Consider the following 26041-nt stretch of genomic DNA (forward strand, 5'->3'; position numbering starts at 1 on the left):
CTACCGGCATCGGCACTTCAGATTTGATACACCGGGTTGTAGTGTTATTGCGGTGCCGACCGCATTCCGTTGGCAGAGCTCTCCTTTGTTGTGGTCGATCGCTTCGTAACCAATCCGGCTCTCCGCTTGTCGCGTAGTCGATAGCTCTCGCCCTGGATCGCGACGACATGAGCGTGATGCAATAGCCGGTCGAGCATGGCGGCAGTTAGCGTTGCGTCATCGGCGAACGTCTGGTCCCATTGCCCGAACGGAAGATTGCTGGTCACGATCAGACTGCCGCGCTCATACCGTTTGGCGATGACCTGGAAGAACAGGTTGGCTTGCTCACGGCTCATCGGCAGGTATCCGATCTCATCAATGATCAACAGCCTGTACGGATTGACGAACCGTTTGAGCGCGTCGCCCAGTTGATTCTGCCGATGTGCCGTGGTCAATATCATCAGCAGGTCCGCTGCGGTGATGAAGCGCACCTTGATTCCCGCTTGCGTTGCTGCGTAACCAAGTGCCATTGCAATGTGCGTTTTCCCGGTGCCACTCGATCCAAGCAATACGACGTTCTCGTTGCGCTCCAGAAATGCAAGGCTCGCCAGCTCCTGGACCTGCGATTTCGGCACGCCACTGGCCGCTGCGAAGTCGAAACCATCCAGGGTCTTGATCGCCGGGAAGCCTGCCAGGCGTGCAAACGTCGCGCGCTGTCTGACGAGCCGCGCTGTGTGCTCGGCCTTTAGTACCGATTCGAGAAACTCTGTCAGGTTCACGTCGTCGGCGATCGCCTTCTGTGCCAGGTGTGGCAATGCATCCGCAATGGTCGTGAGCTTTAGTTGAGCGCATAGCTGCGCCACGCGTTCGTGTGCGATGTTCATGCGGCAACCCGGATCAGCTGGTCATACACGGACAGCGGGTGCTGTAGCGGGGACAGCCAGTCGTGGAATCGCTCGCGCAACTCTTGTCCGCTCGCCGGTGTCGTTGCTGGTAACAGAGCCGGATACGGTGGCGGCAGGCTCTGCAAGGCCTTCTGCTCAACAATCAATTGCTCGCCCGGCTTCAACCGGGTCGTTCCATGTATCCGCACATGCGCAACTTCGCGTAGCCAACGCAAGACTTCAGTGTTGGCGGTCATCGCGTCCAGTTCGATGTTGGCCGCCTTGAACTGAGCGGCCAACGGAACGTAAAAACTGCGGCGCAAATATCCGTTCATCCGTTCGACCTTGCCTTTGGTCTTCGCGCGATAGGGCCGACAAAGCTGGGGCTGAAACCCGTAGTGCCGGGCGAAGTCAAGAAACCCCGGCTGGAAGCGGTGCTGCTTCGGACCGTATGCATCCCGTTCGATGACCACGGTCTTCATATTGTCGTACAGCGCACGGCGCGGCACACCGCCGAACCAGTTAAAACAGTTGACGTGACACCTCAGCAAAGTATCGAGCCGCATGTCGGAAACGAATTCGACGTAGGTCGCACGGCTATAGCCCAGAGTGGCCACGAATGCGAACAGATTCGCTCCTTTGCGCCTGCGGAACTCGACCCAGTCAACCTGCATCTGATCGCCCGCAGCAGTCTCGAATCGCACCAAAGGATCGGGCGCCGGTACCGGCCGCAATATGGCAACGAACTTGCGCACGATCCGCTCGCCACCGTCGAATCCCTTCGACTGAATCTCGCGCCACAGAACGGTCGCTGGAATCCAGTCCGGCGCTGCTGCCGCGATCCTTTCACGTAGATACGCTTCGAATGGTTTCAGTATCGACTCACGCGGAGTCGTCGCGGCTCGAAACGCCGGCGCGTCCTCCGCCGCCAGATACTTCCTTACCGTGTTGACCGAGCAGCCAACCTCACCCGCAATGGCACGCAGGCTCTTGCCCTGCTTGTGCAATATCCTGATCTGCATGTATCCCTCGTACGAGATCATCGCCGCTCAAAGCGGCCATTATCCCTTCGTCGAGGTGTATCAATTTACAGGTGCCGATGACAAGCTCGTCTTACGCATACAGAAGCGCCTCTGCTCAGGCCGGACAAGGCACGAACTTAGTGACTTCGACTCGCGCCTTTGCTGTGCGCCGCTGAAACAGATGAGCGCAACACGCCCGAGCACGAATAACAGAAAACCGTTGCGTAAAGAATCTCTTGTGCGTTTCCGCTAACGCGCCCACCACTGGCTCTCGCAGCCGTCTCACTCAACGAAACCCCACGCGCAGCGGTGCCGTTAGTGGGTTGTATCACCCTCGGCGACGTGCTCCCGTGTAACGCTCATTTCCGCTGGCGGGTGGACGCTCGCGGGACATGGCCGAACGGTCCCTCGTTCGAAGGTGCTCTACAGTGTGCGCTTCTCCGACGGTCGAGACGGCGCTTTGAACACCGTCTGAATGCCCGTCGGCGACTGCATCGCCAGAACGTATTTGTCGAACGCCACTAGCTGGCCCGTCATTTAATGCCGTTGACCTGTTGACCAGACACACCCAGACGGCCTTCTCTTCGCGCGTCAGGGCGTTGGGGAAATCCGCTAATGTCGCTCGATTGACGGACATGGTGACCTACCCGCTGTTCGGTCAACAGAACGGGCCGTGGTCGTTGGCGCGGTTCGACGACACGACTCCGCCGCGACCCTATCCCGCGTCTTCGTCATAGTAGCGCGCGGCGGCTTCCAGCATGCGGCGTCGCTCCGCCCGCACATAAATCGAGGTCGTCTGCAACGACGCATGGCCGAGGATCGCCTGCACGACGTCGGTCGGCATCTCGCGCGCGACCGCGCGCGTGCCGAACGTATGCCGAAAAGCATGCGCCGACGTGTTCGCCAACTGCACCAGGTCGTCGGTGCTGAAGTCCGCCAACGCGGCACTCTCCTTGGCCAGCCGTTGCACGGCCGTTCTGACGAGCCGCCCGAACGCATCGACGGTGTACGGAGCGTCGTCTGCACTGACATCATGTCGCTCGAGCGCAGTGCGCGTGCCCGGAATCCACAGCGGCGCAATCAGCGGCCCCCGTGCATGCGGCGCGTCAAAGTCACGCGTCCGGTCTTGCCAATGCGCGCGCAGCGCAGCGACCGTCGCGCCACTGACGGGCACCGTGCGCTGCTTGCGGCGCTTGCCGATGACGGTCAGCGTCCAGACGGACGACGAGCCGCGCCCTGATTCGGCCGGATCGAAGGAGCGGGACGACGTTGGCGGCGACGTTGTCTGCGACGGTGATCGGGTCGAGGAATTACGCGACGCGCGCCCGTCCCCGGGCACCACGGCGAGACGCAAATCTTCGCGACGGGCGAGCGCCGCCTCCGCGCGCCGCAATCCGGAATCGCCCATCAATAAAATAGCCGCCCGCGCGGCGCGCCACTGTCGCGCCTCCTCGTCCGACTCCGGGCCGATACCGTTGACCCCGTCGCAGTGGGCATCGAGCGCCTGACGCACCCGCGTCCATAAGCTCGCGGGCAGCGCCCGGTGCACTTGCACGGACAGCTCGCGCGTGACGGTTGCCGGTTCGTGCACCGCGCTCCACGGATTGCCGGCGAGATAGCGCACCTCGACCAGCCACGCGAACGCGGCGCGCAGCACCCGCACCGCATACGCCTGACTGTCGGCCGACAGGCCTTCCGGTGCGAACGGGCGCCACCGCCCGCTGCTGCGCGGTCGCTTCGGTCCCGTGAACGACGGCAACGGCCCTTCCAAAAAGTCCTTGTACGCCTCGCAGTCCTCGACCGTTAGCGACGACAGCGCCTTCTTTCGAACCACCACGCTCCACAGGATCAGCCGCTCGATCTCCCGCGTGTAGGCGCGCAACGTCGTCGGCCGATCGCGATAACGATGCAGGTACGCGTGCACCGCCGCGAGATCGTGCTCGGCGCGAATGAACGCAAAGCTCGTCGCCCGGTTGAAGCCTTTGGCTCCTGACAATTCGGCCGGCACCGCCAGGTGCTCGAACGGCGCAAGGCGTGGTGCGCTTTGATCGCCGCCGACCACGATCACGCGATCGGCGCCCTTCCCTTCGTTCACGCTTGCCGGCACCAGGGATGCGGTATCGACGTCGGCGGCGACTTGTACGCCCAGCGTCGCTTCATGCCGCCGCAGCCACGCGACGATCGCCCGCGCGCGCAACGCGCCGATGCGCGGCACCGAGCGCCACCAGCTGCCGCCGCGCGCATTGCAATAGTCGATCAGCCCGCCGAGCGTGCCAATGCCCTCCCCGTTCAGGCGCTGCGCGACCAGCGGCCGGAACCACAGGTGCACCGGGTGCGCGGCCAGCGGCACCGCCGCCGCCAGCGTCGACGCCTGTTCGACCATGCGCAAGGTCATCGCGGTGAGCTTCGCGCTGCCGTGCTGTTTGATCGATGCCTTCAGGTGATCGGCCAGCACCGACGAGCCGTGCCGTAACGCAAGCTGCACCAGGTCGTCGCGCATCGTGCGCAGATAGCGCTCCATCGCGTCGGCGCTCGCTGCATGCGGCGCGTGCTCGGGATCGTAGTAAAGCCGCGCGATGGTGGCCGCGGGTAGCCGCTGCACGAAGGCGCGCAGCGCGGTGAAGTCGGTGCGCGTGTAAGTGCGCGGCGGCGGCAGGGTCAGTTGTTGGGGTTGATTGGCCATCGCGGTGCCCTTATTGATTCGTCAACGGAAGCCAACGGCTCCCCACGTGCGGCTCGTTTGGTGAGGATTTCCAGGGAAGGACGGCGAGCTCATTCGGGCGACCCGGCCGATCCGCTGACGAACAGCCGTTGATCCCAGACAACGGCCTGCGGCGCCGAGACCACCAGGCGCGCGGCATCCGGATGGGCCGGATTGACCACCGCATTGCATTCCGCCCGCGCGACCACCGACGGCACGACCAGGATCGCCGATCTCGCCTCCTCAATCCACCGATCGCCGAAGCGCCGCGCGACCGGCGCATCCGGGGCATCCCAGCCGGCCGGCAAATCCTCAACCGTTACGCGTTCGATCGCCACCTCCTCTGGCACCTCGGCTTGCGCCCACACGTGATGCTTCGGGACCTTACCGATCCGCGCATGGACCAGCACCTCGAGCATTGCGCCGGCGAAGTTCAGCGCGCCGTAAATGACCGGTCGCCCTGGACTATTAAAACGCCCGCCGACCAGCATCGCGCCGGTGCCGCTCCACACCGGGTGACGCCGGTCTGCGATTCGAAAGATCCTCATCAGGCCGACACCTCAGCCGGATGCTCATAAAACGTCATGCCGGCAGCCCGTAGAACAGCTTCCACAGCAGTTCCTCGACGCGCCGCGCGCCGAGTTCGGTGAGCGCCACGTCGACCGGCGTGCGTCCCTCCAACAGCGGGTGCGCGGTGTTCAGAAACTCGCGGGTGTCCGCCTCGTCGTCCCACACATAGCGCGCAGTCGCGACGATGCGGGCCAAGCGCTCGGTCTTCTCGGACTCGTCCGGACTGAGCCTGTCGCGGCGGCGTTTAAACGTCGCTTCCGGCACGATGCGCGCGAGCAGGGCGCGGCGCTCCTCGGCGCTGCGGGTCGCGTGCTCCACACCTTCCTTAAGCGCCGACTTGGGCAACCCCTCGCGGACCTGCGCGTCGAGTTCGGCGACCGTGTGCGGGATGGACGGCAGCGCCATCACCGCGGCGATCTGTTCGGGCGACACCAGTAGCATCAGGCTCTCCTTGGAATCACTTGAACCTTCATTATAGTCCAAATGATACCCCTACCCGATTGGACCGGGGTCTAAAGCAGACTACCCGTCATTCTAGCGATTAAATGGTTCACTGCTAAGAGCAATTAGCAGACAAGGTAAGGTCGGCTAGTTGGCACGTGTCCTACGTTGACAGGCCAGCTTCCCCGCCTCCGCCCCGCCGTTTCCGCGGCCATGACGACCGCTGGGTCGCCCGGGCCACCCCCGTTACGCCGGCTTGATGTTCGACGCCTGCTTGCCCTTCGGACCCATCTTCTCGTCGTAAGTCACCTTCTGGCCTTCGGCAAGCGTTTTGAAACCCTCGGCGCGAACTTCAGAGAAGTGGGCGAACAGATCGTCGCCGCCGCCGTCCGGCGTGATGAAGCCGAAACCCTTTGCATCGTTGAACCACTTGACCGTACCGGTTGCCATGTGTGCTTGACCTATAAAGTTGAGAACGGCGCTGCCCTCGCAGCGCGCCAACCTATCTTGGCCGTGCGCCTCCTGCATGGCAACCCGGTGGTTCCCCGCCCGGGCGCTGACTGACGAGTTTTACCGGCGCGCGCGTGAGTCACGCTGATAGTTGACGTTACCATGCTCGAGTGGGAGGCTCTGCGGCTCTAGGCAAAGTGAACCCGGCGGCGACGCCGTCGGCCGCGCATGAGCGACGCTCAGCGATCGTCCCGGCGATCGACGACGGTGCGCGCAAGCAGCCCATGCGAGCGAACCTGGACGACGTGCGGCCCTCCCCTACCGGCTGAGCCCAGAAGCCGAGCACAAAAAGTAAGGAGGCAGCTGACGCGGGGAGCGCGCTTGCCGCGCAGGACCGGTCGATCCGAACGGAACGTCGAATTAGTCGCGACCAAGCGGCCGGCGTCTGGCTGCAGGATGTGCTCGAGGGCCGTTCGCTTCTAGGGCTGAACTTCAAGCCGTTTCCGTTCGCGACCCCCGTCGCCCACTCGAATAAATTCCCTGCGAGCGCCTTCGCACGCGCGGCTCGGGTGATCGTGCCGCAGGGTAAGCAGGCCGGGTCGCGCCCATCAGATCGGCGAGCTGCAGCCCCTCGGCGTTCGTCTTCGTGTCACAGATGACATTGTCAAAGGCGTCGCGCGCCGGCGCGCGGTCTTGCCGTCGCATACGGCGCACAGGCCGCTTTGAAATCGGCACCCTCCTTTGCGCCATGCGCCGTACGCGCCGCGTGCGTGAGCGCTTCGTGCCGCCGCTGGAGGCGCAGGAAGAGCCGCACCCCGTTCGGGCCATACGAGACGCCGACAGAGTACGGTATCCGGGGCTGGCGTCGCGCTGGGTCAGACCGCGCTTATCGATCGCGACGGCCACGACCTTGATCGGAACGTCGGCGAGGAACTGCACGAGGATACAAAAACGTCTCGCGGGCCTCCCTGCCGAGCTTCGAAAGGGCGCCGCACTTACGGCGCTTATCGATCTCGTGCAGCAGGACTCAGTCGTGCCTGAGGGTCGCCAATGTGAGCCGCTTGATGCGCGGGACGATCGCATCGGGGTAAGCCCTCTTCTGAACGTGCACAAACCCAAGACGAACAGCGGTACGCCTATCCATCGAGCTCAAGCTGTTGTCTCCGCGCTCGTTGACACCGACGATGTGCGCTGCATGGGCCCGTGTTGGTTTGGGTGGGTTGGCGGATCGGAGCAAAATCGCGCCCCGCGTCGCCCGCTGCCTGGGTGATTTGGGTGGCCCGTTACCGGTGCCGCCGTACCGATCCACGCTGCCTCGCGCGCGGATTTCAGCAAAGCCGTTCGTCATACAGGCCCGAGCCGGCTGCGGGCGAAAGCACAATCGACCGCTAGTTGCGTTTGGCAAGCGTGCTTGCAAGCCTCGTCGTTTCGCCGTGCCGCGGGTTCGAGTCTGACGCGACCGGAAGTCATCGGCATAGGGCGGTGTTTGATCCGCCCGCCGTCCGCGCCTTGAGCAACTGGCGCAGGCCGACAATGTGCTCACGCGCGCTTGCCGTCACGGGCGGTCGCTCACCGGTCAGCGACGATCGCACCGGCTGAACTAATGGTGCGGTGCGACGCTGCGCCTCGGCGAACTGCTCCAGATCCAACGCGGTGGCGGGGCGGAGTTTCCCGGCCTTGAGGGCACTCGCAAACGACTGCATCCAACCGGTGGCTTGCCGGCCGACGCGCTCAGTCACGCTGAAGATCGTCATCGAGTCTCCTGCGGCGCCGACGACGAATTGACGCGCGTTGTTGACATCAATGAACGTGCGACCGGCGTGCTCGCGCGCGAACCGCTCGGCTTCGCGCTGTTGCTGTGCCCGCTCGTGCTCGGCGTGAGCCTCTGCGTGACGACGGCGTACGAGCAGCCCGAAATCAACTGGATTCCGTAGCAGGGCGCGGAGATAGTTGATCGGCGCCTTGGCGCGCTTCAGGTGATCCCAGGTGGCCTCGACCACGTCCGACAGCCGCTTACCGTGTCCGCCGGCTTCACGCATCAACTTGAAGATCAAGAAATCAAAGAATCCCAGGGTGCGCAGGCGCTGAAGGTCCGCAGGCAGTTGGCCCGGTTGTCTCTTTTGAAAAACAGAAGGGCTTAGATCCTTATATATTCCACCGTCTGCCACATTGGCACACGGTGTCGACACAGTAATCGGGGCGGGGGAGGGTGCCGGCTGTGACGGCGCTTGCACGGCTTCGTTTTGTTGCGCGGGCGGCGACTCGATCAGGCCGAGCACGGCAGCCGCATGCTTGGTCAGGTGGAGGTACGCGCGACCGAACAACCCCCCTTCAACATAGCGGCCCTGCTGACGTCGATCGATCAGTCCGGCGGCTTCGAGATCGTCGAGACTGCGATAGAAGGTCCGCATGGATTGCAGCGCGCGGCCTGTGAGCAGTTCGCGGCGCGCAAAGATGGCGGCGAAGGGTTTAGCAGCGTCAACGGTGCGCGCGAGGGCGGACAGAACCTCTCGAGCGCGACGGGGGATTTCTTCGATACGTGCGGCCCGGAATGCCGCCCGGAAGATGATCCAGGGCAGGTTGGTTGAGTCGCAGCGAAAAGCGGTGAGGGCGGCCGTATCTGCGGGGTGTGCTTCACCCTCGCCGGCAACAAAGCGTTGCGCGATAGACATGTCGAGCGGTCCATTTCGGTGAATGGGTAGGTTTCACTTGACTGTCGATCTTGTTGCGCTAAACTCCGGGATGTATGTAGTCCCTTTCCAGTTTCCAGCTGGGGAGTAGTGCGGCAAGGTTTCCAGCCAAGCCCACAATCACAAAGGCCCTCAGTTTCCAGCTGCGGGCCTTTGTCTTCTATAGACTTAAAGTTCCTTCATTTCCTTCTCCATCAGCGCCTGCGTAGTACGAAGGGCTTAAAAATCAATGGTTTGCGTTTTTTTGAACCTGTGCCAGTTGTTCAAGGTGTTTGCGGATAGCGTCACGGACCGAGTTCGCGATCTCCTCTGACTGGAACTCGATGCGCATGACGTTCTTTGCGCTGCGGACGTCGCACCACGTCGTTTTTCCCGAGCGGATCTTGAAGTTCGTAGCTCCTGTCGCTGCTTTCTTGGGCTCGACGGAAGCGCGTACGAATTTAATCGCCTGCGATTGGTCAAACTTCCCATCCGCAAGACGTTTGACCGCCTCTAGCACTCGGTCGCTCTTGCCCGCCTCAGCGAGAACCGCCAACTCCGCCGCGGCGTTTGCTCCCAATAGCGCCATGTTCGCTTCAAGAATCTTCCGGGCTTCCTGCGGGAGACGTTCGAAGGATAATAAAGCGCTGATATGCGACGGACTGATCCCCACATGCTCTGCAACAGATGCCTTGGTCAATTCTGGATGCTCGTGTTGAAATCGCTTTATTCCAACGTATTTCTCGTAGTCGGTAAGGTCCGACTGCATCAAGTTTGCGAAGAAGGCTCCTTCATCGGCCTCTTCTGGCGTCGCCTCGCCCAGTACACAACGAATCGTTTCGCGCCCTAGTTCACGATAAGCATCGCTCCGATGGTGTCCCGAAATAATTTCGAATCCGCCTTGTGTCCGAGGAAGGACCACTACCGGATGGATGAGCTTGTTGTGCCGCAGATTGTCTCGCAGCTCGGCATACTTCTCCGGAGCCATGTATCTACGCCGGCCCGGGACCTCATGCAAATCGGAAAGAGGCACATCTACCGCACCGCCCATTTGCTTGGCTTCCTGCAGCTCCTTCTTGAGGCGGTCGATTTCATCCTGTTGCTGTTCCGACTTCGCCTGGAGGTGCATCAATTGACCGGGAGCGGTGCGAGGCGTCGTCGCGGCTCGCTTCTGTGCCTCGTCTGCCTCCTCATTTGTAAGGCGTATGTTCGCGGCCTTGGAGGCAAAATTTTTCATGCTCATGATGCGTTACCCCCTTTTTGCCAAAGAGCCGACACGCGATCGTTGACGCGATCAACGAATTGGTCACAGGGCGTTCGAATCCGACGCAAAGTCTCGGCACCCCCCTCATATGTCGTAATGTCGTAGACCGTCGCAAATCGCATATTCGTATTGCGAGCGACATCGGTTTCTGGAATCTCGACTGGAATGACGCGGTTACCGTAGAGTTGGCTAATCCACGATTGGACCGCCTTGGCTGCCGGCTTTGGCGTCATGCGCGTGATCAAGATGTCGAGGAAGTCGAATTCTTTGCGTGACTGTTCTCCGCGTGCTGCCATGCCTGTCACCAAATCCGAAAACAAGTGCCAAAATTGCACCATGGAGGCGAACGACAAAACGTCCGGCACGACAGGCACAATCACCCCATCAGCCGCGAAGACAGCATTGATGGTCAAATAGCTCAGCGTCGGTGCCGTGTCCAATATGATGTAGTCGTACTCTTCGCGCAGCGCTTCAAGTCCCGCGTGAAGGACGTTTTCAAATCGCTCGCCGCGGGCGCCCGCCGATGCGCGCGCAGGAAGCATGAACTCAGCGTTGAAGAGTTCAGTGGACGACGGAATCAGGTCTAAGTTCGGCCAATAAGTCTCTTGGGGAAGGGACCGCATGTCAAACTCGTCACCCCTCAAGTAGGCCTCGATCAAGGGCATGATGGTTTGCGAAGCGTCGACTTCTGCGTGCGGGTTGATCCCATACAGCGTTGTCGCACTTCCTTGCGGGTCGAGATCTATGTGGCAAACACGTTGACCACGACGCATCGCCAGTCCCTGTGCGAGGACGGTTGACATCGTGGTCTTGGTCACGCCGCCCTTGAAATTGGCGACGGCAATAACCTTGCCGGGACCCGATCTTGGAGTTGGAGCCAGTTCAGCACGGACCCATTGAACGGCCTCAACCACGGTGAATTGACGCGGCGACCCTCGACGGGTCTGCTTGCCTTGAGGAAGCTCGCCCTTTTTGAGCATGTAGGCCATTCGCTGGACGTCAATCCCGCACATCTCTTGGACCCGTGCTGAACTAATCGTCGGCGGAACCTTCCTTGGGAATGGTTCGAGTAGCTCGTCGCGAATCTTTTGCAGCATGAAGTCGGACAAACCAGCGAGCTTGATAAGATCTTCTGGCGTCGTCTTGCCGGGGTTGGCGAGGTCTAAGTCCATGGTCCGTTTTTATCGTCAAGAGATATTCTATCGACAGAAGAGTTTTTAATTCTAGCGATAGAATCAAGGCCGACTTTAGTCGGCAAGCTGGGTAAACGCAAGTTAACTTTGAGGTTTTGCGATCGCGCAACGCCTTGCAGCGCGGGCGGGACACGTAGGTTCCGCGAAACAACGTTAAGCGCCAGGGTCATCCGATCGCGTTAATCAAGCGCGTCGGTGCCCGCGCCGGAGGGCCTCTAAGCCGTTATCAGAAACGCTTTGCTTGCGGCGCGTACGCATTGACGCGAAATCCGCCGAGCCTTCGAACCAATGACCTTCATTTGCACCGGCACTAGTGCCAGTGTTCGACTGCAGCCGTTGCCTAACCGTCGTCACACCTTTTTCGTATCCTGCGCATGATACGACATTCTTAGGACGGACTGTTGTTTCTCGGATACGGACCGGAAACATCTCTATGAAACTGTTGTGGTCTTAGCCGGTCGTGCCCTGCGAGGGCGTGCGCGCAACGGTGGACGGCCGTGATGCACCAACAGCGCAAACCGCGCCGTTGCAGGGTAGCGTTGTGGCAGGGGCGGTCGCTCGCCACCTCCGTACTTCTCTCCTTGGTTGCGGTTACTCTATTTCGGCAGTCGATAGAGTACGGAGCACTGCCGGTGTCCGAATATCCACGGCGGAGAGCCCACAGCTGCGAGCCGGCCATTCCTTGACGCCGTCGACGCGGCGCTCGCTGGGCATCCTAAGGCGCCAACGGGGTCGCATACGCCTCCGCCAATCGACGAGAGCGCCAAGGTCGAACTGCGCGTCGGGACACGGCAAACACCCGCGGAACTCGGGAAGTTCTTTGAGGCGCTCTGGTGATGCCCGGTTCGCTTCCGCCACGATTCTCGAGTCGCTTGGCGGCTTCACGCTGAATCAGCGCCTTCAGCGCTTCGCGAACCAGCGATGTTTTCTCTTCTACCTCTATAGGCGCGAGCCTTGGCGCTCAAGCCATCATCAAGAGCGATGATTGTAGGCCTCGCAAGCTCCTATTGATGCTTGATTATTGGTGTCAAATGATGCCCATGCCAATGCGCGCGTTCGCAACTGCCGGGCGGTCATAATCCTCGGCCTCGGCGTCCGTGATCAACCGGCCATTGTCTCCGTCATCACTCGTTTTCCCAATCACAAGTCGTCCGTGCGCCGGTTAAGAGCAAGCGTGTGAACGATCTCAGGAGAGATGAGAAACATCGATTTAAGTGTGCATCGGCCGCGCACCACCCGTTCGCGCTCGCGCTGCTGCCGTGCCCGCTTTGCCTGCATCAAGGCATTGCTCGGCCGCCTTGGTTTCTTCTTCGGTCATGGATTATTCCGGCTGCGTGTTCGCGTGCTCATCACAGCGGGTTCGTATCCATCCGCTACTCATGTCTCCGTCTAGGCCACGAAGCTTGCCACGATTCCCGCACAGGTCGCAGATGCGCAGGCTCATGGCCTCAGCTAGCTTGATCATGCCATGTTGCAGGGGCTCGGGTCGCTGCACGTGGAAACGCAAGCCGCCCATCTTTTCTCGGACCTGCCACGCCGTGACTTGCGGCGCTCCCTTCGCTGTCGCCTGCTGCAATTGATTGCACAGCGTGTCAATCAGATTGAACCAGCCGTCCCGACACCAGATCCGCTCTTGTCCCGAGAAGATCTGCGGATAGCGCTCAAATAGCTGTTCCTCGAGGTCTGGGTTCATCTCGTTGTCTTTGAAAGCGTGTCTTGGTTCGGTGCGTCGCCTTCTTCTAGTCCAGCGCCTGCCGAAGCGCGTTAACGCGTCGTTTGAATAGGTCATCGACGATGATTGTTCGATCGCGCATCGCGTCGGGACTGCCGAGGTCAATATCGATCAAGCAAGACGCCCATTCCACCAGGACGGGTAGCTCGCGCGCAGGAGCCAGTTGTGCCCGAATCCCGGCCATAAATTTCGCTTCGTCGCTTGGCATCGCAGTTTTCGCAAGCAGTAACGCGCTGGCCGTCGCAGTGGTGGCCGCGTTGACTTGCCGTGCACAGGTTGGCGAGCGCAACAGTTCGCTTAGGCGATTGCACAACGCAACGTATCGCCCGCTCGCGCACACTTCAGCTAGAACAGCACGAGCAGTAGCGGGTTCGTCATAAATTGGCTTCAGCCCTCTGGCCTCCAGTTCACGCACTGCGTCCTCGACCGCATTCGCGACGCGGTCAGCGAATACCTGGCTCGTAATGTAGCGACCTAATCGGCTACCGCGGGCGGTTCCGGCGTTCGCGACAGCGACAGGAACGCGTTCCACGGCTTCATCACGTGGCTCACCGTCGCGCACAATATAAGCAGGCTTGATTCCCTTGGCCTCAAGCTCGTTCACGGCCTTTTCGATAGCGGCGTTCGCGCGTTGTAGAAATTCGTCACTCACCATGTAGCGGCCAAGTTTGTCGGGCGGCATGTTTCTTCTCCTTGATGACGCAAGGATACGCGTGGAGCCTAGCGCCGCGAAAGCAAGATTCTCACGTCTACCACGCATCAGCACCCTTCAGCTGTTGACGATGGCAGTAACGCGGACGAAGATTGGGACCCTTCTGTGGCTCGCTGAACGAGGAGGCAAGCTCCCAAGAGTCCACGGGTCCTACGGGAGCATTTCCGACACATAATCCCTTCATCGTGCGCGACTCGCGTCGCGATCGCATTGCCTGCTGCCTGATCGACAGTGTCCGGAAAGGGCAGGGCGCTAGTCGGGGAGCGCGGTTACCAACACGCGAAAACGACAAGTCTGCTATGCGCCGCGCGACCTTCTGGGATAAGCGCTCGGACGTCCCGCAGCGTCGGGAACAGACGCGAGGGGAATGCAGAATGCCTAGGCGACCGATCGCTGGCAAGCCATCGGCGCAGCCGGTGCAAGAACTGCTGAAAGGCAAACTGGCCGCTGTCGGCTCCGGCAATGACCAGTTCTTTGCCGACAGGAAAAGCCTTACGGGTATTAGCGGGCCAATGACCCAGGTACGCCGGTGCGACGCCATCGCCGGTGTCAATCAGACTAACAAGAGCGGACGAGATGTCGGAGATGCCGCCGCAGCTGATTGACCGTTTTGGGCTGCGCCTCAGCTGCGGCAGACTGAATCAAAGCCGATTGGTCGCGCGATCCATTCTCGGGTTATAGCAAGCGCGTTCGACTTGCACCGGTTCTGTCAACGCGAGCGGGCGTGAGCAACTGGCTTCGAAAGAAGGACGCGACCGCCGGGACGGCGAGGGCAGCGGCGACGACAACCGCGACGAGCTTAATGATGCATACCTCCGAGTCTTGGTTGCTTCGCAGACGATACCCTTTGCGTTCGCGTAGCCCGAGCACGGGTAAGGATTCGCCTAAGCAGCGTGTGCATGCAACAAGCGCGTATTGCGAACTAAAGCCGGGGCCGAAAGGGTCTGACGTCGTCGATCGGTTCAGGGTTAGCGGGTACCGGCGCTGCGCCTGGCTTCGTCATCGACTTGGCAGCTTCCCGAAACTGCGCCCAGGCGGAACGACGCCGTGCGTAGTGTCGGCGTGCGGTCCTGACCGAATGATGCCCAAGCAGTTCGGCGACCTCCTCTTGCGACTTCACCGCTTTCGCATTCGCCGCGAATTGGTGCCGAGCGGAGTAGAGCGCGTAGCGTCGCTTCGAATCGTTGGGCCACAGCGACCGGCAAGCGCGGCGCAGTGCTCCGGCGCAGCACTCGTGGACCTGCGCAAATGTGAGTCTTGTCGCAAGCAGTGCGTTGAGCGACTCGAGATGGGCTCGGACGACCTCGAGGTCGTCAGGGTGCACGGGAACGGACCGGCTCAAGCCTGTGCCACGCCCGTTGGTCGCCTTGGCGTTCTTGACGATAAGTTCCTCTCCGTCGACTGAGAGGCTCGCTTCGCGCCACTCGCACGGGCGCAACCCGGTGCTGACTGCAGCTTTGAGCCAGAGCGCTGCACGGCGTGAGTAGTCACCGCCTTTCGCCGGATTCGAGAGCTTCGCAATCAGTGCATCATAATCGCGCTTCGGAACCCCCTTGCGTTTGCGTGATGAAGTCTGACCGACTTCGGATTCCGGCTTGCAGTTGGCCCACGATAGCGCCCGGATCTGTTCGGCAGCCTTGGCGAAAAGTGGGTATTGGGTGCGTTCAAATTCGATGTCGTACCGGCAGGCGATGCTAGCTTGGTACTGGCGAAAGGTCGCCCACTTCCACTCACTCGCGTGCCGTTCCATGTAGGCGATGACGTCGTCGGGTGCCGGATAGGCATCTTCGTGTAACCACATTTCCCTGGCCATGCGGCTCAGGATCTGATGGGCCCGTCTTAGGTATTTGGTGATGGTGTCTTCAGTTCTGGTTTGACTGCGTGCGCGGTTTCGGTCCATGGGTGTGGTCTAGGTCGTATTAATTTCTTATGCGGATGAGTTCAGCCGGCAGCAACTCCGATGTGTTGCCGGCTCCATCAGCCGTTCTTGCTCGGTCTGGCCGATCGAGAACGCGTAGCGATGCTCGACCGAAGCGGTGGTCTATTCGAACCGGATCCCCGCTTTCTCGTGCTTGATGTAATCATTGATCGTGCAGCCTGCCGAATGGCATGCGCCGGATTGGTTGCAGCACGTATCGATTCCAAGCCCCGATCGTGTTCCGAATGATCGCCCTTCGGACACCAGATCATTCTCGCTACAGCGAAGCTGTACGTTTTCGACTAATAGAGTTTTCGCCGCGTTACCCGTGCTAATGGGGCGCGCGGTAACAGCCCAGGCCGTCGCAAGTCCGAGCATAATACCGATTCGATGGGGAAAGCGGTGCAGGTCAGTGATCCGGTGTTGTTTGTGCGCAATATAGATACTTAGTAACGCAGAGCAATTATCAAATCGACGCAACGCGCAGTGTGCATCGCCGGTCAGCGGCCCTGTTCGTTACAACGCACGAGGCTGTGTTCAGTAACGGCCGCCTCGATCGATTGGAAATTGCCGGGCACACCCATCGCACTTGGGAAAGCGCCGAGCCAACTCGCAGTTCGTCGTCCCAGCAGACACCGGCTGCGTGTTCGCATCTGTGGCTGTTACAACGCATCGACGGGCGCGCGGTAACAGGCCGCACGCAAATCCTAACTGACCCGTTCAAGGGACTGGCATGCGATGCGTTCCAACGCTTCTTTCACCTAACACAGCGCCGCACTATCGGTTGCCATGTAGCGCGCATTGGGGATCGCCAGTAACCGACGATGGCTGTTACGACGCATTGCGCAGTGCGTTGTAACGGCCACCTGCATTGATTCAAATACGGCGCAATCGCCCGCGGCAGTTGGGAAAGCCGTGAGCCGCTTCCCGGTTCGTTGCCCGTTCGAGAGATTAGATGGGTGTTCAGATGTCGGGCTGTTACGACGCATGGCTCAACGCGCGGTAAAAGCCCGACACTAGGATGCATTCGATCCTCGAAGGCACTGGTGAATCTCGTATATAGGATCTTCCCCTAACTCATGCTCGCAAGTCGTCTCAGGCATTGCTGGAGCCAAACGACGCGAACACGACGCTGGCACGCGTCGTCTCGCGCGTGCGCTCCGCCGATATCGAAGAACGACGCCGCCACGCGTCATAGCGCGGGACGCCGCAGCTAACAATGTCCGCATCACACAGGGACGACGCTAGAACGACGCAGCGAGGCGTCATAGCGTTCTGGTACCGGTCGGTCAACGAAGTAAAATGAAAAAGCGAACGACGCCGCCACGCGTCACAGGCCGGGAACGTGCCGGCGAACAATGCTTAACTCGCGCGGGAATGACGCCACCACGCGTCGTACGCTGGTTACTACTCGCTCAGCGATGCGGATAGCAAGGAAAACGACGCATTCATGCGTCATAGACTCAATCCCCTGAGGGCAACGGTACTCGCAACGACGCGTCAATGACGCAACGCGGCGTGTTTTTCGCGCTGCGCGTCGATTATCGAGATGCGATTAGGGCAGGTCATGGTGGTCACGCGGTGACACATCGACCAACAACCGACGATGAGTGCGGCCTCGCGGTATCGTTCGGGCCAGAGGAGGTTGACAAGGAGGTCGGTATCGCCCAAACGAGGATGAAAACATTGACATACCGATGCTCGACGGAGACATGAAGACAGCTAGGACGCTATGTGCGCGGGCACATAGAGCAAGTCTCTCGGTAGTCGGGCGACAAGGATTCCGCTCCCGCTTTATGCAATCGTCAGATTTGCGGACGGCTGATAGGGCTCTGCGACGTCGCGGCGATTTCTGCTGCGACTCTCTCTCGCCTTCGCTCGCTACTTCCCGTCGATCAAAATCTAGCCTCACTGTCTGGGGCTCGCTTATGGAGCGGCGCCTTTTTCTCGGCCAGTTCCTGTGGCACCTGATCAAGAGGCACATTCGGCCTAGGATCGACTAATGACTCTAGCCCCTGCTCTCGCAACGACGTTGCATAGGCATCGGCGCTCGAGTGCGTCTGCATCATCGCCTCGGCGCGATCCGGGCAGACAATGTACGGCCGAACGCTTCTCGCCGTCCAACCGGCCGCATCAAATACTGCGGCCGATTGCTGTAGACGCATCCCAGGTCGTCAAACGTTGTCGATCAGTACGCGTGACGCCTCCTTCGGCGCGGTCGCCACCTCAATGGAGTTCGCACCCTCGAGCCTGCCCTCGCCGATAGCAGGCGGCGAACGAACTGTTCGCCGCAAAAGGGCGACGAAGCTCACCCCGTGCTTCCGACTAGGCGATCCACGCAATCCAACACTTCTGGAAGGCGTCAACCAATATTGAGGCGAGTACAGCTCCCGGGTGACAGGGAAGTCTGCACGCAGCCCGGGGTATTGCACGCATCTAGACCTGATCGCTGTATGACAACGGCCTTGCCTTGATCTCCCTTTTTCCACGAGCAGAAAAACAACAATGCAATTGTGTATCAATGTATCGATACGCACAATCCGGTCTTGATGTGCGGGTGACGCAGGCACGCGTCGTTTATTAACAGCGGCAAAAAGGAGACAGCGATGGTTAAGGGTAAAGTAGTTCGCGCGGTGGACGTTGGCTATGGCAACACGAAATTTACGGTCGGAATGCTGGACGGCGGCCTGGACTCGATTTGTGACTTCTTTCCGTCGCTGACACCGATGGCGTTGCACAATGACTTCTCCCGCGCCATCGGGCGGCAGCGGGATACGTTGAAAATCGAAATTGCAGGTGAGACGTACGAGTGTGGCAAAGATGTGCGTTTGGCGTTGGGTGGAGGCAGTCACGACCGCGTGCTTGACGAAGATTTCTGTCTGTCGAACCGATATTTGGCGCTTGTCCGGGCAGCGCTCGGGTACATGAGCCTGGATGAGATCGATTGCCTGGTGCTCGGCTTGCCATTGACGACCTACGGGGCCAAGCGCCGCCTTCTTGAACAATTTATTGCGGGAGAGCACCGCGTAGGGAACAAAACTGTGACGATTAACAAGGTCTCAGTTGTTCCTCAGCCGATGGGCGGCTTCTACGACTATGTCGTCCAAAACAATACGGTCGACGCCATCGATCACGAAATGAACCTCATCATCGATCCCGGTTACTACACCTTGGATTGGGTGGTGTCCGAGGGCAGCAGGCCGATCGATTCGCGCTCGTCGGCAGTCAACGAGCAGGGCGCTTCTACCATCCTTACGGCGGTTCGCGACGCGATTGAGGCCGACCTCAACTGCGATCCGGGCGATATCATGCGCATCGACGAATCGCTGCGTACGGGACGTGTTTTGCGCGTCCGCGGCCGGCAGGTCGGGCTTGAAAAATACCGTCCGCTGATCCGTCAGATCGCTGATTCCGCGGTGCATAAGCTCATCAGCGGCACGCGAGGCGTCGTCGATATCGAGAATGTCATCCTTGTGGGCGGCGCAACTCATCTCTACCGCGACGCGGTAAAGGCTCGCTTCCCGAACCTCGAAGTGCATACGGGTGACAACCCCGTGTATGCGAACGTCCGTGGCTTTCAAATGTTGGGGGAGCAATGGCTGCGCTCGAACGGAAGCCGATGAGACTTAACGGCATGGTGCACGACGTTCTCGATGCGGGGCTATATGACGCCTTATCCGCCGTCACGCCGCGCAAACGCATGTCGGTACTGCGCCGGCTTGCCAATCTAGGTCTAATGGTGGAGCAGGGCGTAATCGTGGCTGCAGCGGTCCCTGATGTGACAGGATCGGTCACCCCCGCGACGGTCGCCGAGCCAGGCCCGGTCGTGCCGCAGCGTAGCCCTGCGCCAGCGTCGTCGCCAGGAGCTGGCAACCAGGTTACGACTATTGGCGGTCGGAATGTGCCAGATGTCGCGACCGACGCAATGGCGGAGGAAGCGCCGATGCACATGGGTTTGTCCGCCGGGCAACGCTCCCTCATGAAACGGATGGATATGTCGATCATGGACTAATGCGGTCGACGGTCATGGGCACGAGCTGCCGGCGTATCAGCCGCTGGCGAAGGTTCTCTCATGCATCGGGCGCTGTTCCAGGTCCTTCAATCGCGGCCACTGCAGCGATGAGGCGTCACCGGCTTCTCGCCAAAGCGAACGCCCGCTTGTCCGCTAGCCATATATGCTCTTGCGCGGTGGCACCGTCACACGATCCGTCGTTGCTTCGCCGAAGTGATCGATTCATCCTATGCTGCACTGGCCCACGGAAGTCCCCCGCTTACGGCTGTCCGCGCGGCGTGAATCCTACGCGTCGTCGGGTGACGGGCTGAGCGCGCCCGGTTAGCGCGCGGCTTCGAAGGGGCCAGCCACCATTGCGGTTTTACGGGCGCGGCTCACCGCGAGGCCGCAGGGCGGTTGAATAGCCCCGGCGAGTGCTGCGTGGACGCTTCGCTGTGAAAAGGGTGATGCATCGCCGATGCGAGATGGTCGCACGGAAGCGGGCTGCTACCTGCTGTGGACTTTGAGCAGTAAGCATGGTTTGCCGCCTGCAACACAACCCGAGCTTCTACAGCGCAACTTCAATCTCTGGATGGAACCGCGCGTGGGCCTCGACAATCGACGGACTGTGCGCGCGAAAGGAAGTAGCCGTCAGTGGTTGATCGCTGAATTGGGTCATCACGGGATGAGTAACGATCGCGACATGGTGAAACTCTTCCAGCTCCAGCAGCTTGCCGATGAGGTCCGGCCGACGTGCGACAAAGTCAGACGGGCGGGACCAGTCGTATTTGTTCTCGGCCTTCTTGCCCTCGCTTGCCACCACCCACTTTTGCCAGTAGTCAGCGATCTTTCCGACGAGATCCTTGCTGATGCGCATCATGTTCAAGACATCATGATCTTTGACCGACGAGGGAGGCATGACCTTGGTGTACAACGGTCGCTGGAAACCCGCCAACAGATCGACGACAATCATTTCGAGTTGATGCGCATCGGCGTACTGACGCGCAAACATCAAGCCGTTCAAGCGTTGGTGTCCAGACAATCCCGTTATGAATCCGGGTAGCGACTCCTGAAGCGGCGTGGTAATCGAGCGCACGTGAATCCGGTGCGGGACGCTTTTCGGCTTGAAAAACTGCACGACCGTGACGTCGATGCCCGGTCGCTTGGGCTTTTCCATTGACGTGGCCATCACTGCTCTTTGCGCCACGTTCCGCGAGCGAACGGATCAGTCACACCCTGGCGGTCAGCAACTTCCGTCGCAATCTTGCGGAGCGCATTGCGTCGCTTGTCAGCCGAATTGGCGTCGAGCCTGCTGACTGCTTCCATCAAACGCTCAACGGGCTTTCCTACGGCACCCTGGTCGCCAAGCCACCGGTATGCGGCGGCTGGCTCACGCCCGTGAGCGATCGCATACTCTTTCTTATGGGAAGGATCCTCGGGATTGAACCCAAGTGAATGCATGTCGCGACGTATGTCTACGACCCGAGCCATGGGAATCGTTTCGGGATGCTCCAAGTAGAACAGGAGAAGGATGCAAACGGCCATATCGTCGATAGGCTCGGACGGCTTTTTGTGCAATTCGGCCCATTTTTGCCGCTGCAAGCCGAGAAGTTCGCATGCGGCGCTGATCGTGAAGCCGTGCCTCGTACGCCACATTTCTAGATCGACTGGACGCACCGGTTGCACTTTACTGGCCTTATTCATTTGCCTGCTTACGTATTGACGCATTATCGATCTGAACTCGCCGAGGGAATGCGTGGTGAACTCTCTAATCCGACTACGCCGAGCGCACCGCCTGGCGCTATTTATGTTGGCCAGCTCATCGCGGGCGACGAGGCTCAAAGGGAGAAAGACCGAAGCCCCAGGCCATTGACATAACCGCGAATTCGGCAAGCGATGCAATCATGCATTATACACAAGATGTTTTCATATCGATAAGAGGATACGTAAGCCAGTAGTCGTAACACACTGGGTGGACGATTATTTCGCCGCTGGGACGGCACCGATCTAAACTTACAGAAAGAGGGCAATGCAGTAGCCCCGCGTGACTTTTCTCACGTTCTGAAACCATGCTCGGCGACCGCTTGACGGAGGCCGTGCTGCCGAACGCTGGCCACGCCATGGCGCCTGAACAGCCAAAAGCAATGGGCGATGCAATCTCGACCTTCGCCAAGCGCTTTAACCAGATCGCTGATTGAATCGATGCGCGACTCTCTCGCCCCGGAGGATGACCTCGAAGTCAGCCCGCGAGCTGACAAACTCGCGTGCCAACTGATGACGTGCCCCTACCGACTCAGCAATTCGCGCCGGTGGCGTCGATGCTTCGCTTCCATAACGCCCCTCACGAACTTGACGAACCCGATTGCCGGAGCACCAAAGATATGACATCAGCGACGTTGAGCGAGCAGTGTGCTTGGTACGGCCACCTGCCCCCTCCGAGCGTTTAGAGCGTAAGGTTCGATCTGTTCGCATCGACCGCCTGCTGGTCTACTTCTTTCCGGTCAACCAGTGTCTTTGACCACGTCGAGCAGAAAACGTCGTCGCCGTACTGGCCTTCGAGTGACATCTGCAGGTACTGAAGCTTAGGATAGAACTGCGTTATGTAGCGCCGGGCGATCGCGTCGAACACGTTCCGCTCGTCGTGTGACAACCCGAGCTCGGCATGTCCGGTCGGGATGATGGCGTGATACGGGTCAACCTTGGAATCCTCCCAGCATGGGTACTGGACCTTGGCGTTGGCCCCGTTCGTGAGCTTCGTGTACATGCCCACAGGGCAGCAAGCTTTTTCGGGGCCTCGGCGTGCATCGACTGCGGGAGATACCGGCAGTCGGTGCCGATACAGATGACCATCTTCCTCTTCTCATACAGCGACCGGGCCGTATCGTGCGTCTTCTTCGCCGACATGCCGTACCGCGCCGACATTTCCGTCTGCAGCTGTGCGAGGTGGTACGGCAACGGCGGAGCCTGTTCGCAAGTGTTTCCTTGGTAATTGGTCACGATGCCCGTCAGACCCGCGTCTAGCCGCGCGACAATCGCCTCGGCTAAGCGCCGGTCGATGATGCGACCTTTCTCATCAATCCCGCGCTAGTCTGCGCCCTCGATGCGGCGTTTCCAGGTGAGCACGACGCCATCCGGTAGTTTGAACTTCGGAACGTAGTACGTATTAGGCTTGAAGTCGCGGATCTCGAGTTCGCGCTTGATCACGAGCGCGAGCATCTGAATCGCCTCTAATCCGTTGACAATGCCCTCGGCGAAGTAGCGGCATTCGCCCACATCTCGCAGTCGGACGAGTGCCCCCTCATCGTTATTCCTGCGAGCCGACGGCGCGAGTGCAACCCTCAGCGAGGCCTTATCCAAGGCTCGAAACACGACCCGCTCGACAGGCTTGCTTCGTCCGGCAATGGTTTTACGCCCCGCCGGTCGAACCCGGCAACCGCGATCAGCTTGTCAGCTATGTGTTGGTCAATATCGCGCGCGCCGCACGCGTTGACGATAATGTCCGCCTTCGCGCAGGAGGCGGCCTGCGAGCTTCCGCTGCTCGTCCTTGCCATCCGGCCGCGTCGGTGTTCGGTCGAAAAATCTCCTATAGGGGCTAGGAATCTCGCGCCGCACGTTGACAGGGACGCCGCCGAGCGGAACCCAGTTTATGTGCGTTACCGTGTCGCCGTTCTTCAGCCGATATGCGCCGTTGAGACGCTTGGTGATACCCAAGTACGCGGCGACGTGCTCGGGCACCGTCGAATCCGTAACGAATAACACCGCTTCTGCATACTTAGCCACTCCTGACATACGGCCAACGAACATCGGGCGAAACGCCCACTTATGCACCACTACGGCAAGGACCTTGCTCCCCTGTCTGTCATTGTTGGGAGCGATCGGTAGTTCCACGCAAACCGTTCTGACATCGGCTTGTCCACGGCCCGAAGCCTGTGCGAATCCGACCCGACGGCCCTGCCGCACGCAAGAGGCTGGTCTAGCACAGGGCATGCGCAGCGTCCGGCGGTGGGCAAGTAATCGTCTGGCAGTCACTCAAGATTCGGCCCTGCTTTCTCGATAGCCGCATCGATGGTCGCCTGCAAATCGAAAGTATCGGCTTCGATCTTCTCCACCTTTTCTTTCAGCACGGCGACGAGACCAGCGTTCGCGAGCAAATCGGCGCCGGCCGGCGCATCTGCCAACGCATCTTTGACCTTCTGCTCGAGGGCTACATCAGCATGAGCCCGCTCGTGGGTCTCTTTCAAGGCCACCGACTTGTCGGGCCGCGCCCAAGCCGGCGGCTTGCCCGCGCTGGGCTCCCACTCTTCCATGAACACCTGGGCTGCGAAGATGCCAATTTCGTGCAGCGCTTTGAGCGCCAGACCGGCATCCCGGAACGCCCTTAGCTCGCGCTGCCGCGTTGTCACGAGATCGGCCTCGCCGGCACAGGTCACGAACTCGACGTAAAAGTAGTTTCCATACGCCGCTCGCACGTTGGCCGCGCGTATCCCGCCAACACGCACGGCAAGCCGTGCCTGATCTATGTCGAACGCTTGGCGCATCCCGCTCTCTCCACCGAAATGATCCATCGAAACGAAATCGCTGTTGACAAACCCCATCCCTGCCTGATTAATATTACTACATGACGAAATATAATATTTCGAGTCCGGCCTGATGTCCAGCCTCTCCGTCGGAGCACCCATGAGCCCTGCGAAATCCGCCTTTCTGCGTGAGCGTCACCCCTCATCTTCTCCGCCACGGAGCAGAGTCACCCGCATGCCCCGTTCAGCTACCGGGGGGGCCACTGCGGCGACGGCTGGGCCGGGTTGCTCAACGACCTCTGCCGCAAGCTGCAAGCGAGACCGCCGAAAACGGATCATCCCAAGTCGTGGCGCTGCAGGTGAAAGAAAAATCCGGAGCCATCCGCTTCTATGCCGCCGACCTCGCTGCCCGTCAACGAAATCTAGTCCAAGCAGCCGAAGCGGCCAGCATGACCACCTGCGAGACGTGGCGCACCCGGCGCGCTGATCGATGGTCTGTGGGTCAAGACGCGATGTTCTGCCCACGCGGCCGACTAAGGGCCTAAGGCACAACGGCAACACCAGGAGAACGCAATGCAAGACCGTATCAATTTTCTGGATCTCCGCGAGTTGATTGGCATCGCGAAGCGGGGGAGCCCAGATCGCGACGAAGCGCGAAAGTTGAAGCAGTGGGCCGGACTCCTGCTGGAGCACGCAAACAAACGCTTCGGCGCGCAGCTCACCCCTGGCGTACAGGCTGGACTTCGAACACTTGCCGAACGGCACCCTAACTTTTCCGAAGCGGTAGATTTCCTGTCCGCCGAGATGGCATTTGCGCGTGCCGCCGGGCATGGGCTGTCGTTCGCGCGGCTGCTGCTCGTCGGCCCAGCCGGCACGGGCAAGACCACCTTCTGCCTTGAGCTGGCAAAACTACTTGGCGTGCCGTCTCAGGTAGCCTCCGTGAATAACGTCCAGACGTCGGCGTTTCTGACCGGAACGGAACGGCATTGGTCGAATAGCGAACCCGGCGCGGTGTTCCAGTTGCTTGCCAATAGCGCGTACATTAATCCGATCCTCGTCCTTGACGAGATCGACAAAGCGCATGGGCACCACCAAGGCTACGACCCGCTCAATGGGCTGTACACATTGCTGGAGCGCCGTACGGCGGAGCGCTTCTTCGATGCCGCTCTCCCCGGAGTGCATTTTGACGCGTCACGCATCAACTGGGTTGCCACCGCGAACTCGCTGGAGCCCATTCGTGCGCCGCTGCTGTCGCGCTTCAACGTCTTCCAGATTCGCCCACTGTCGGAAGATGAATTGCGCGAGGTCGTTGCACGCATGTTCGGCGAACTGCTGGAAAACAATCCGGCCGTTGCTAGGCAGATTGACGGCGCGTTACCGGACGAGGTACTCGACGCCCTGTGCGAAAAGCTCGGAACCGGCCGGGACATCGACCGCATGCTGCGGGTTCTGGTCGGCCGCACGTTGCAGGCCGGTGAGTCGGCCGTGTCCATCCGTTCCATTCCGGCCCATGCCGCGAAGATGCAGGGGGAGTATGGCAGCGAGCACCGCCGCCCGATTGGATTCTATTGAGGAGCGCACCACCGTGAAGGACATTCTGGATCTGAATCTGGATGCGCTGGACGAACAGATGGCGAAGATGCGCGACCAGGTCATGGACGCGCTACTCGACGGCTATCCGGCACTCGCCCGTCTGCAATTCGCCCGCACACGCGTTGGCACGAAGGATGAATCCTTTATCGTGCTCGACGCCTTGCCCACGGTCGTCAGGAACGCGTTCACAGAGGACTTCACCTGCGCGGCGTGCCTCATTCAGACGAAGTGGACGGTTGCCTCCCACAGGGATTGGGAGAAGTGGGTCGAACGGCTGAAAACATGCACGTACCCTCCCGCCGGTGACTTTCAACAAAACGCGGAGCAGGCGCAATGATCGCCTTTCTCGACTTCGATGGCGCGCTGCACCTTTTCGCCGAACGCCATACGCAACGTATCGGGGCA

The 26041-nt window shown here is 60.3% G+C and carries 24 protein-coding genes and 2 pseudogenes; 6 read left to right on the forward strand and 20 right to left on the reverse strand.

Translation table 11 applies throughout. From position 1 onward, the window contains the following. Positions 1 to 44: 44 nt before the first annotated feature. The 12 genes and pseudogenes from istB to P9255_RS12200 form a co-directional block, all read right to left on the reverse strand. Positions 45 to 863, reverse strand: coding sequence for an IS21-like element helper ATPase IstB (gene istB, locus P9255_RS12145; protein WP_309789582.1), 819 nt, complete (start codon positions 861 to 863; stop codon positions 45 to 47). Further along, the gene (gene istA / locus P9255_RS12150; protein ID WP_404980325.1) at positions 860 to 1906 is read right to left on the reverse strand and encodes an IS21 family transposase; all 1047 of its coding nucleotides are present in this window, start codon (positions 1904 to 1906) and stop codon (positions 860 to 862) included. The genes istB and istA overlap by 4 nt, the downstream gene beginning before the upstream one ends. 694 nt (positions 1907 to 2600) lie before the next feature. Continuing rightward, complete coding sequence (locus tag P9255_RS12155) at positions 2601 to 4568, reverse strand: phage integrase family protein (RefSeq protein WP_404980326.1); 1968 nt, start codon at positions 4566 to 4568, stop codon at positions 2601 to 2603. An 89-nt stretch (positions 4569 to 4657) separates the two neighbouring features. After that, positions 4658 to 5134 carry an RES domain-containing protein gene (locus P9255_RS12160; RefSeq protein ID WP_309789585.1) on the reverse strand — a complete coding sequence of 159 codons (477 nt, stop codon included), beginning with the start codon at positions 5132 to 5134 and terminating at the stop codon, positions 4658 to 4660. Between the two features lie 34 nt (positions 5135 to 5168). Further along, positions 5169 to 5597 (reverse strand): antitoxin Xre/MbcA/ParS toxin-binding domain-containing protein, encoded by a 429-nt coding sequence (locus P9255_RS12165; RefSeq protein WP_309789586.1) that lies wholly within the window; start codon positions 5595 to 5597, stop codon positions 5169 to 5171. A gap of 246 nt (positions 5598 to 5843) precedes the next feature. Further along, positions 5844 to 6047 (reverse strand): cold-shock protein, encoded by a 204-nt coding sequence (locus P9255_RS12170; RefSeq protein ID WP_040048696.1) that lies wholly within the window; start codon positions 6045 to 6047, stop codon positions 5844 to 5846. Between the two features lie 1466 nt (positions 6048 to 7513). Continuing rightward, positions 7514 to 8719, reverse strand: a complete 1206-nt coding sequence (locus P9255_RS12175; protein ID WP_309789587.1) for a Replication protein O — start codon at positions 8717 to 8719, stop codon at positions 7514 to 7516. A gap of 244 nt (positions 8720 to 8963) precedes the next feature. Then, positions 8964 to 9959 carry a ParB/RepB/Spo0J family partition protein gene (locus P9255_RS12180; protein ID WP_309789588.1) on the reverse strand — a complete coding sequence of 332 codons (996 nt, stop codon included), beginning with the start codon at positions 9957 to 9959 and terminating at the stop codon, positions 8964 to 8966. After that, the gene (locus P9255_RS12185; RefSeq protein ID WP_309789589.1) at positions 9956 to 11152 is read right to left on the reverse strand and encodes an AAA family ATPase; all 1197 of its coding nucleotides are present in this window, start codon (positions 11150 to 11152) and stop codon (positions 9956 to 9958) included. Before P9255_RS12185 ends, P9255_RS12180 begins: the two co-directional genes overlap by 4 nt. Positions 11153 to 11888: 736 nt before the next feature. Further along, a pseudogene (locus P9255_RS12190) lies at positions 11889 to 12159 on the reverse strand (type II toxin-antitoxin system VapB family antitoxin). 335 nt (positions 12160 to 12494) lie between these two features. Next, positions 12495 to 12866, reverse strand: coding sequence for a hypothetical protein (locus P9255_RS12195; RefSeq protein WP_309789590.1), 372 nt, complete (start codon positions 12864 to 12866; stop codon positions 12495 to 12497). 46 nt (positions 12867 to 12912) lie between these two features. Further along, a complete protein-coding gene (locus P9255_RS12200; RefSeq protein ID WP_309789591.1) occupies positions 12913 to 13587 on the reverse strand; it encodes a hypothetical protein in 675 nt (224 codons plus the stop codon). 446 nt (positions 13588 to 14033) lie between these two features. Between P9255_RS12200 and P9255_RS12205 the strand changes: the two genes are divergently transcribed. Further along, entirely contained in the window at positions 14034 to 14222 is a 189-nt protein-coding gene (locus P9255_RS12205; RefSeq protein WP_309789592.1) for a hypothetical protein, read from the forward strand. A 317-nt stretch (positions 14223 to 14539) separates the two neighbouring features. On the opposite strand, the gene P9255_RS12210 is transcribed toward P9255_RS12205, so the two are convergent. Next, positions 14540 to 15517 (reverse strand): site-specific integrase, encoded by a 978-nt coding sequence (locus tag P9255_RS12210; protein WP_309789593.1) that lies wholly within the window; start codon positions 15515 to 15517, stop codon positions 14540 to 14542. A gap of 2624 nt (positions 15518 to 18141) precedes the next feature. Between P9255_RS12210 and P9255_RS12215 the strand changes: the two genes are divergently transcribed. Then, positions 18142 to 19158: a PRTRC system protein D gene (locus P9255_RS12215; protein WP_309789594.1), complete on the forward strand. Its 1017-nt coding sequence runs from the start codon at positions 18142 to 18144 to the stop codon at positions 19156 to 19158. Then, positions 19131 to 19547: a hypothetical protein gene (locus P9255_RS12220; protein ID WP_309789595.1), complete on the forward strand. Its 417-nt coding sequence runs from the start codon at positions 19131 to 19133 to the stop codon at positions 19545 to 19547. The genes P9255_RS12215 and P9255_RS12220 overlap by 28 nt, the downstream gene beginning before the upstream one ends. Positions 19548 to 20094: 547 nt before the next feature. Here the strand turns inward: P9255_RS12220 and P9255_RS12225 are convergent. After that, complete coding sequence (locus tag P9255_RS12225; RefSeq protein ID WP_309789596.1) at positions 20095 to 20703, reverse strand: hypothetical protein; 609 nt, start codon at positions 20701 to 20703, stop codon at positions 20095 to 20097. An 11-nt stretch (positions 20704 to 20714) separates the two neighbouring features. Then, the gene (locus tag P9255_RS12230; protein ID WP_309789597.1) at positions 20715 to 21230 is read right to left on the reverse strand and encodes a hypothetical protein; all 516 of its coding nucleotides are present in this window, start codon (positions 21228 to 21230) and stop codon (positions 20715 to 20717) included. Between the two features lie 365 nt (positions 21231 to 21595). On the opposite strand from P9255_RS12230, the gene P9255_RS12235 reads away from it, so the two are divergent. Next, positions 21596 to 21724: a hypothetical protein gene (locus P9255_RS12235; RefSeq protein ID WP_309789598.1), complete on the forward strand. Its 129-nt coding sequence runs from the start codon at positions 21596 to 21598 to the stop codon at positions 21722 to 21724. A gap of 245 nt (positions 21725 to 21969) precedes the next feature. Here P9255_RS12235 and P9255_RS12240 read toward each other — a convergent pair whose 3' ends face one another. The 5 genes and pseudogenes from P9255_RS12240 to P9255_RS12255 form a co-directional block, all read right to left on the reverse strand. Further along, complete coding sequence (locus P9255_RS12240) at positions 21970 to 22290, reverse strand: hypothetical protein (protein WP_309789599.1); 321 nt, start codon at positions 22288 to 22290, stop codon at positions 21970 to 21972. Between the two features lie 35 nt (positions 22291 to 22325). Continuing rightward, positions 22326 to 22604 (reverse strand): annotated as a pseudogene (locus tag P9255_RS27300) (DNA topoisomerase); the annotation flags it as partial. 6 nt (positions 22605 to 22610) lie between these two features. Then, positions 22611 to 22895: a hypothetical protein gene (locus P9255_RS12245; RefSeq protein ID WP_309789600.1), complete on the reverse strand. Its 285-nt coding sequence runs from the start codon at positions 22893 to 22895 to the stop codon at positions 22611 to 22613. 93 nt (positions 22896 to 22988) lie between these two features. Beyond that, positions 22989 to 23414 (reverse strand): hypothetical protein, encoded by a 426-nt coding sequence (locus P9255_RS12250; RefSeq protein WP_309789601.1) that lies wholly within the window; start codon positions 23412 to 23414, stop codon positions 22989 to 22991. 137 nt (positions 23415 to 23551) lie between these two features. Further along, positions 23552 to 24121 (reverse strand): hypothetical protein, encoded by a 570-nt coding sequence (locus P9255_RS12255; RefSeq protein ID WP_309789602.1) that lies wholly within the window; start codon positions 24119 to 24121, stop codon positions 23552 to 23554. Positions 24122 to 24616: 495 nt separating this feature from the next. Between P9255_RS12255 and P9255_RS12260 the strand changes: the two genes are divergently transcribed. Next, complete coding sequence (locus tag P9255_RS12260; RefSeq protein ID WP_309789603.1) at positions 24617 to 25615, forward strand: AAA family ATPase; 999 nt, start codon at positions 24617 to 24619, stop codon at positions 25613 to 25615. Between the two features lie 13 nt (positions 25616 to 25628). Next, complete coding sequence (locus P9255_RS12265) at positions 25629 to 25973, forward strand: hypothetical protein (RefSeq protein ID WP_309789604.1); 345 nt, start codon at positions 25629 to 25631, stop codon at positions 25971 to 25973. Positions 25974 to 26041: the final 68 nt, after the last annotated feature.

The sequence above is a fragment of the Caballeronia sp. LZ019 genome (genome assembly GCF_031450825.1).
Taxonomy (GTDB): Bacteria; Pseudomonadota; Gammaproteobacteria; order Burkholderiales; family Burkholderiaceae; genus Caballeronia.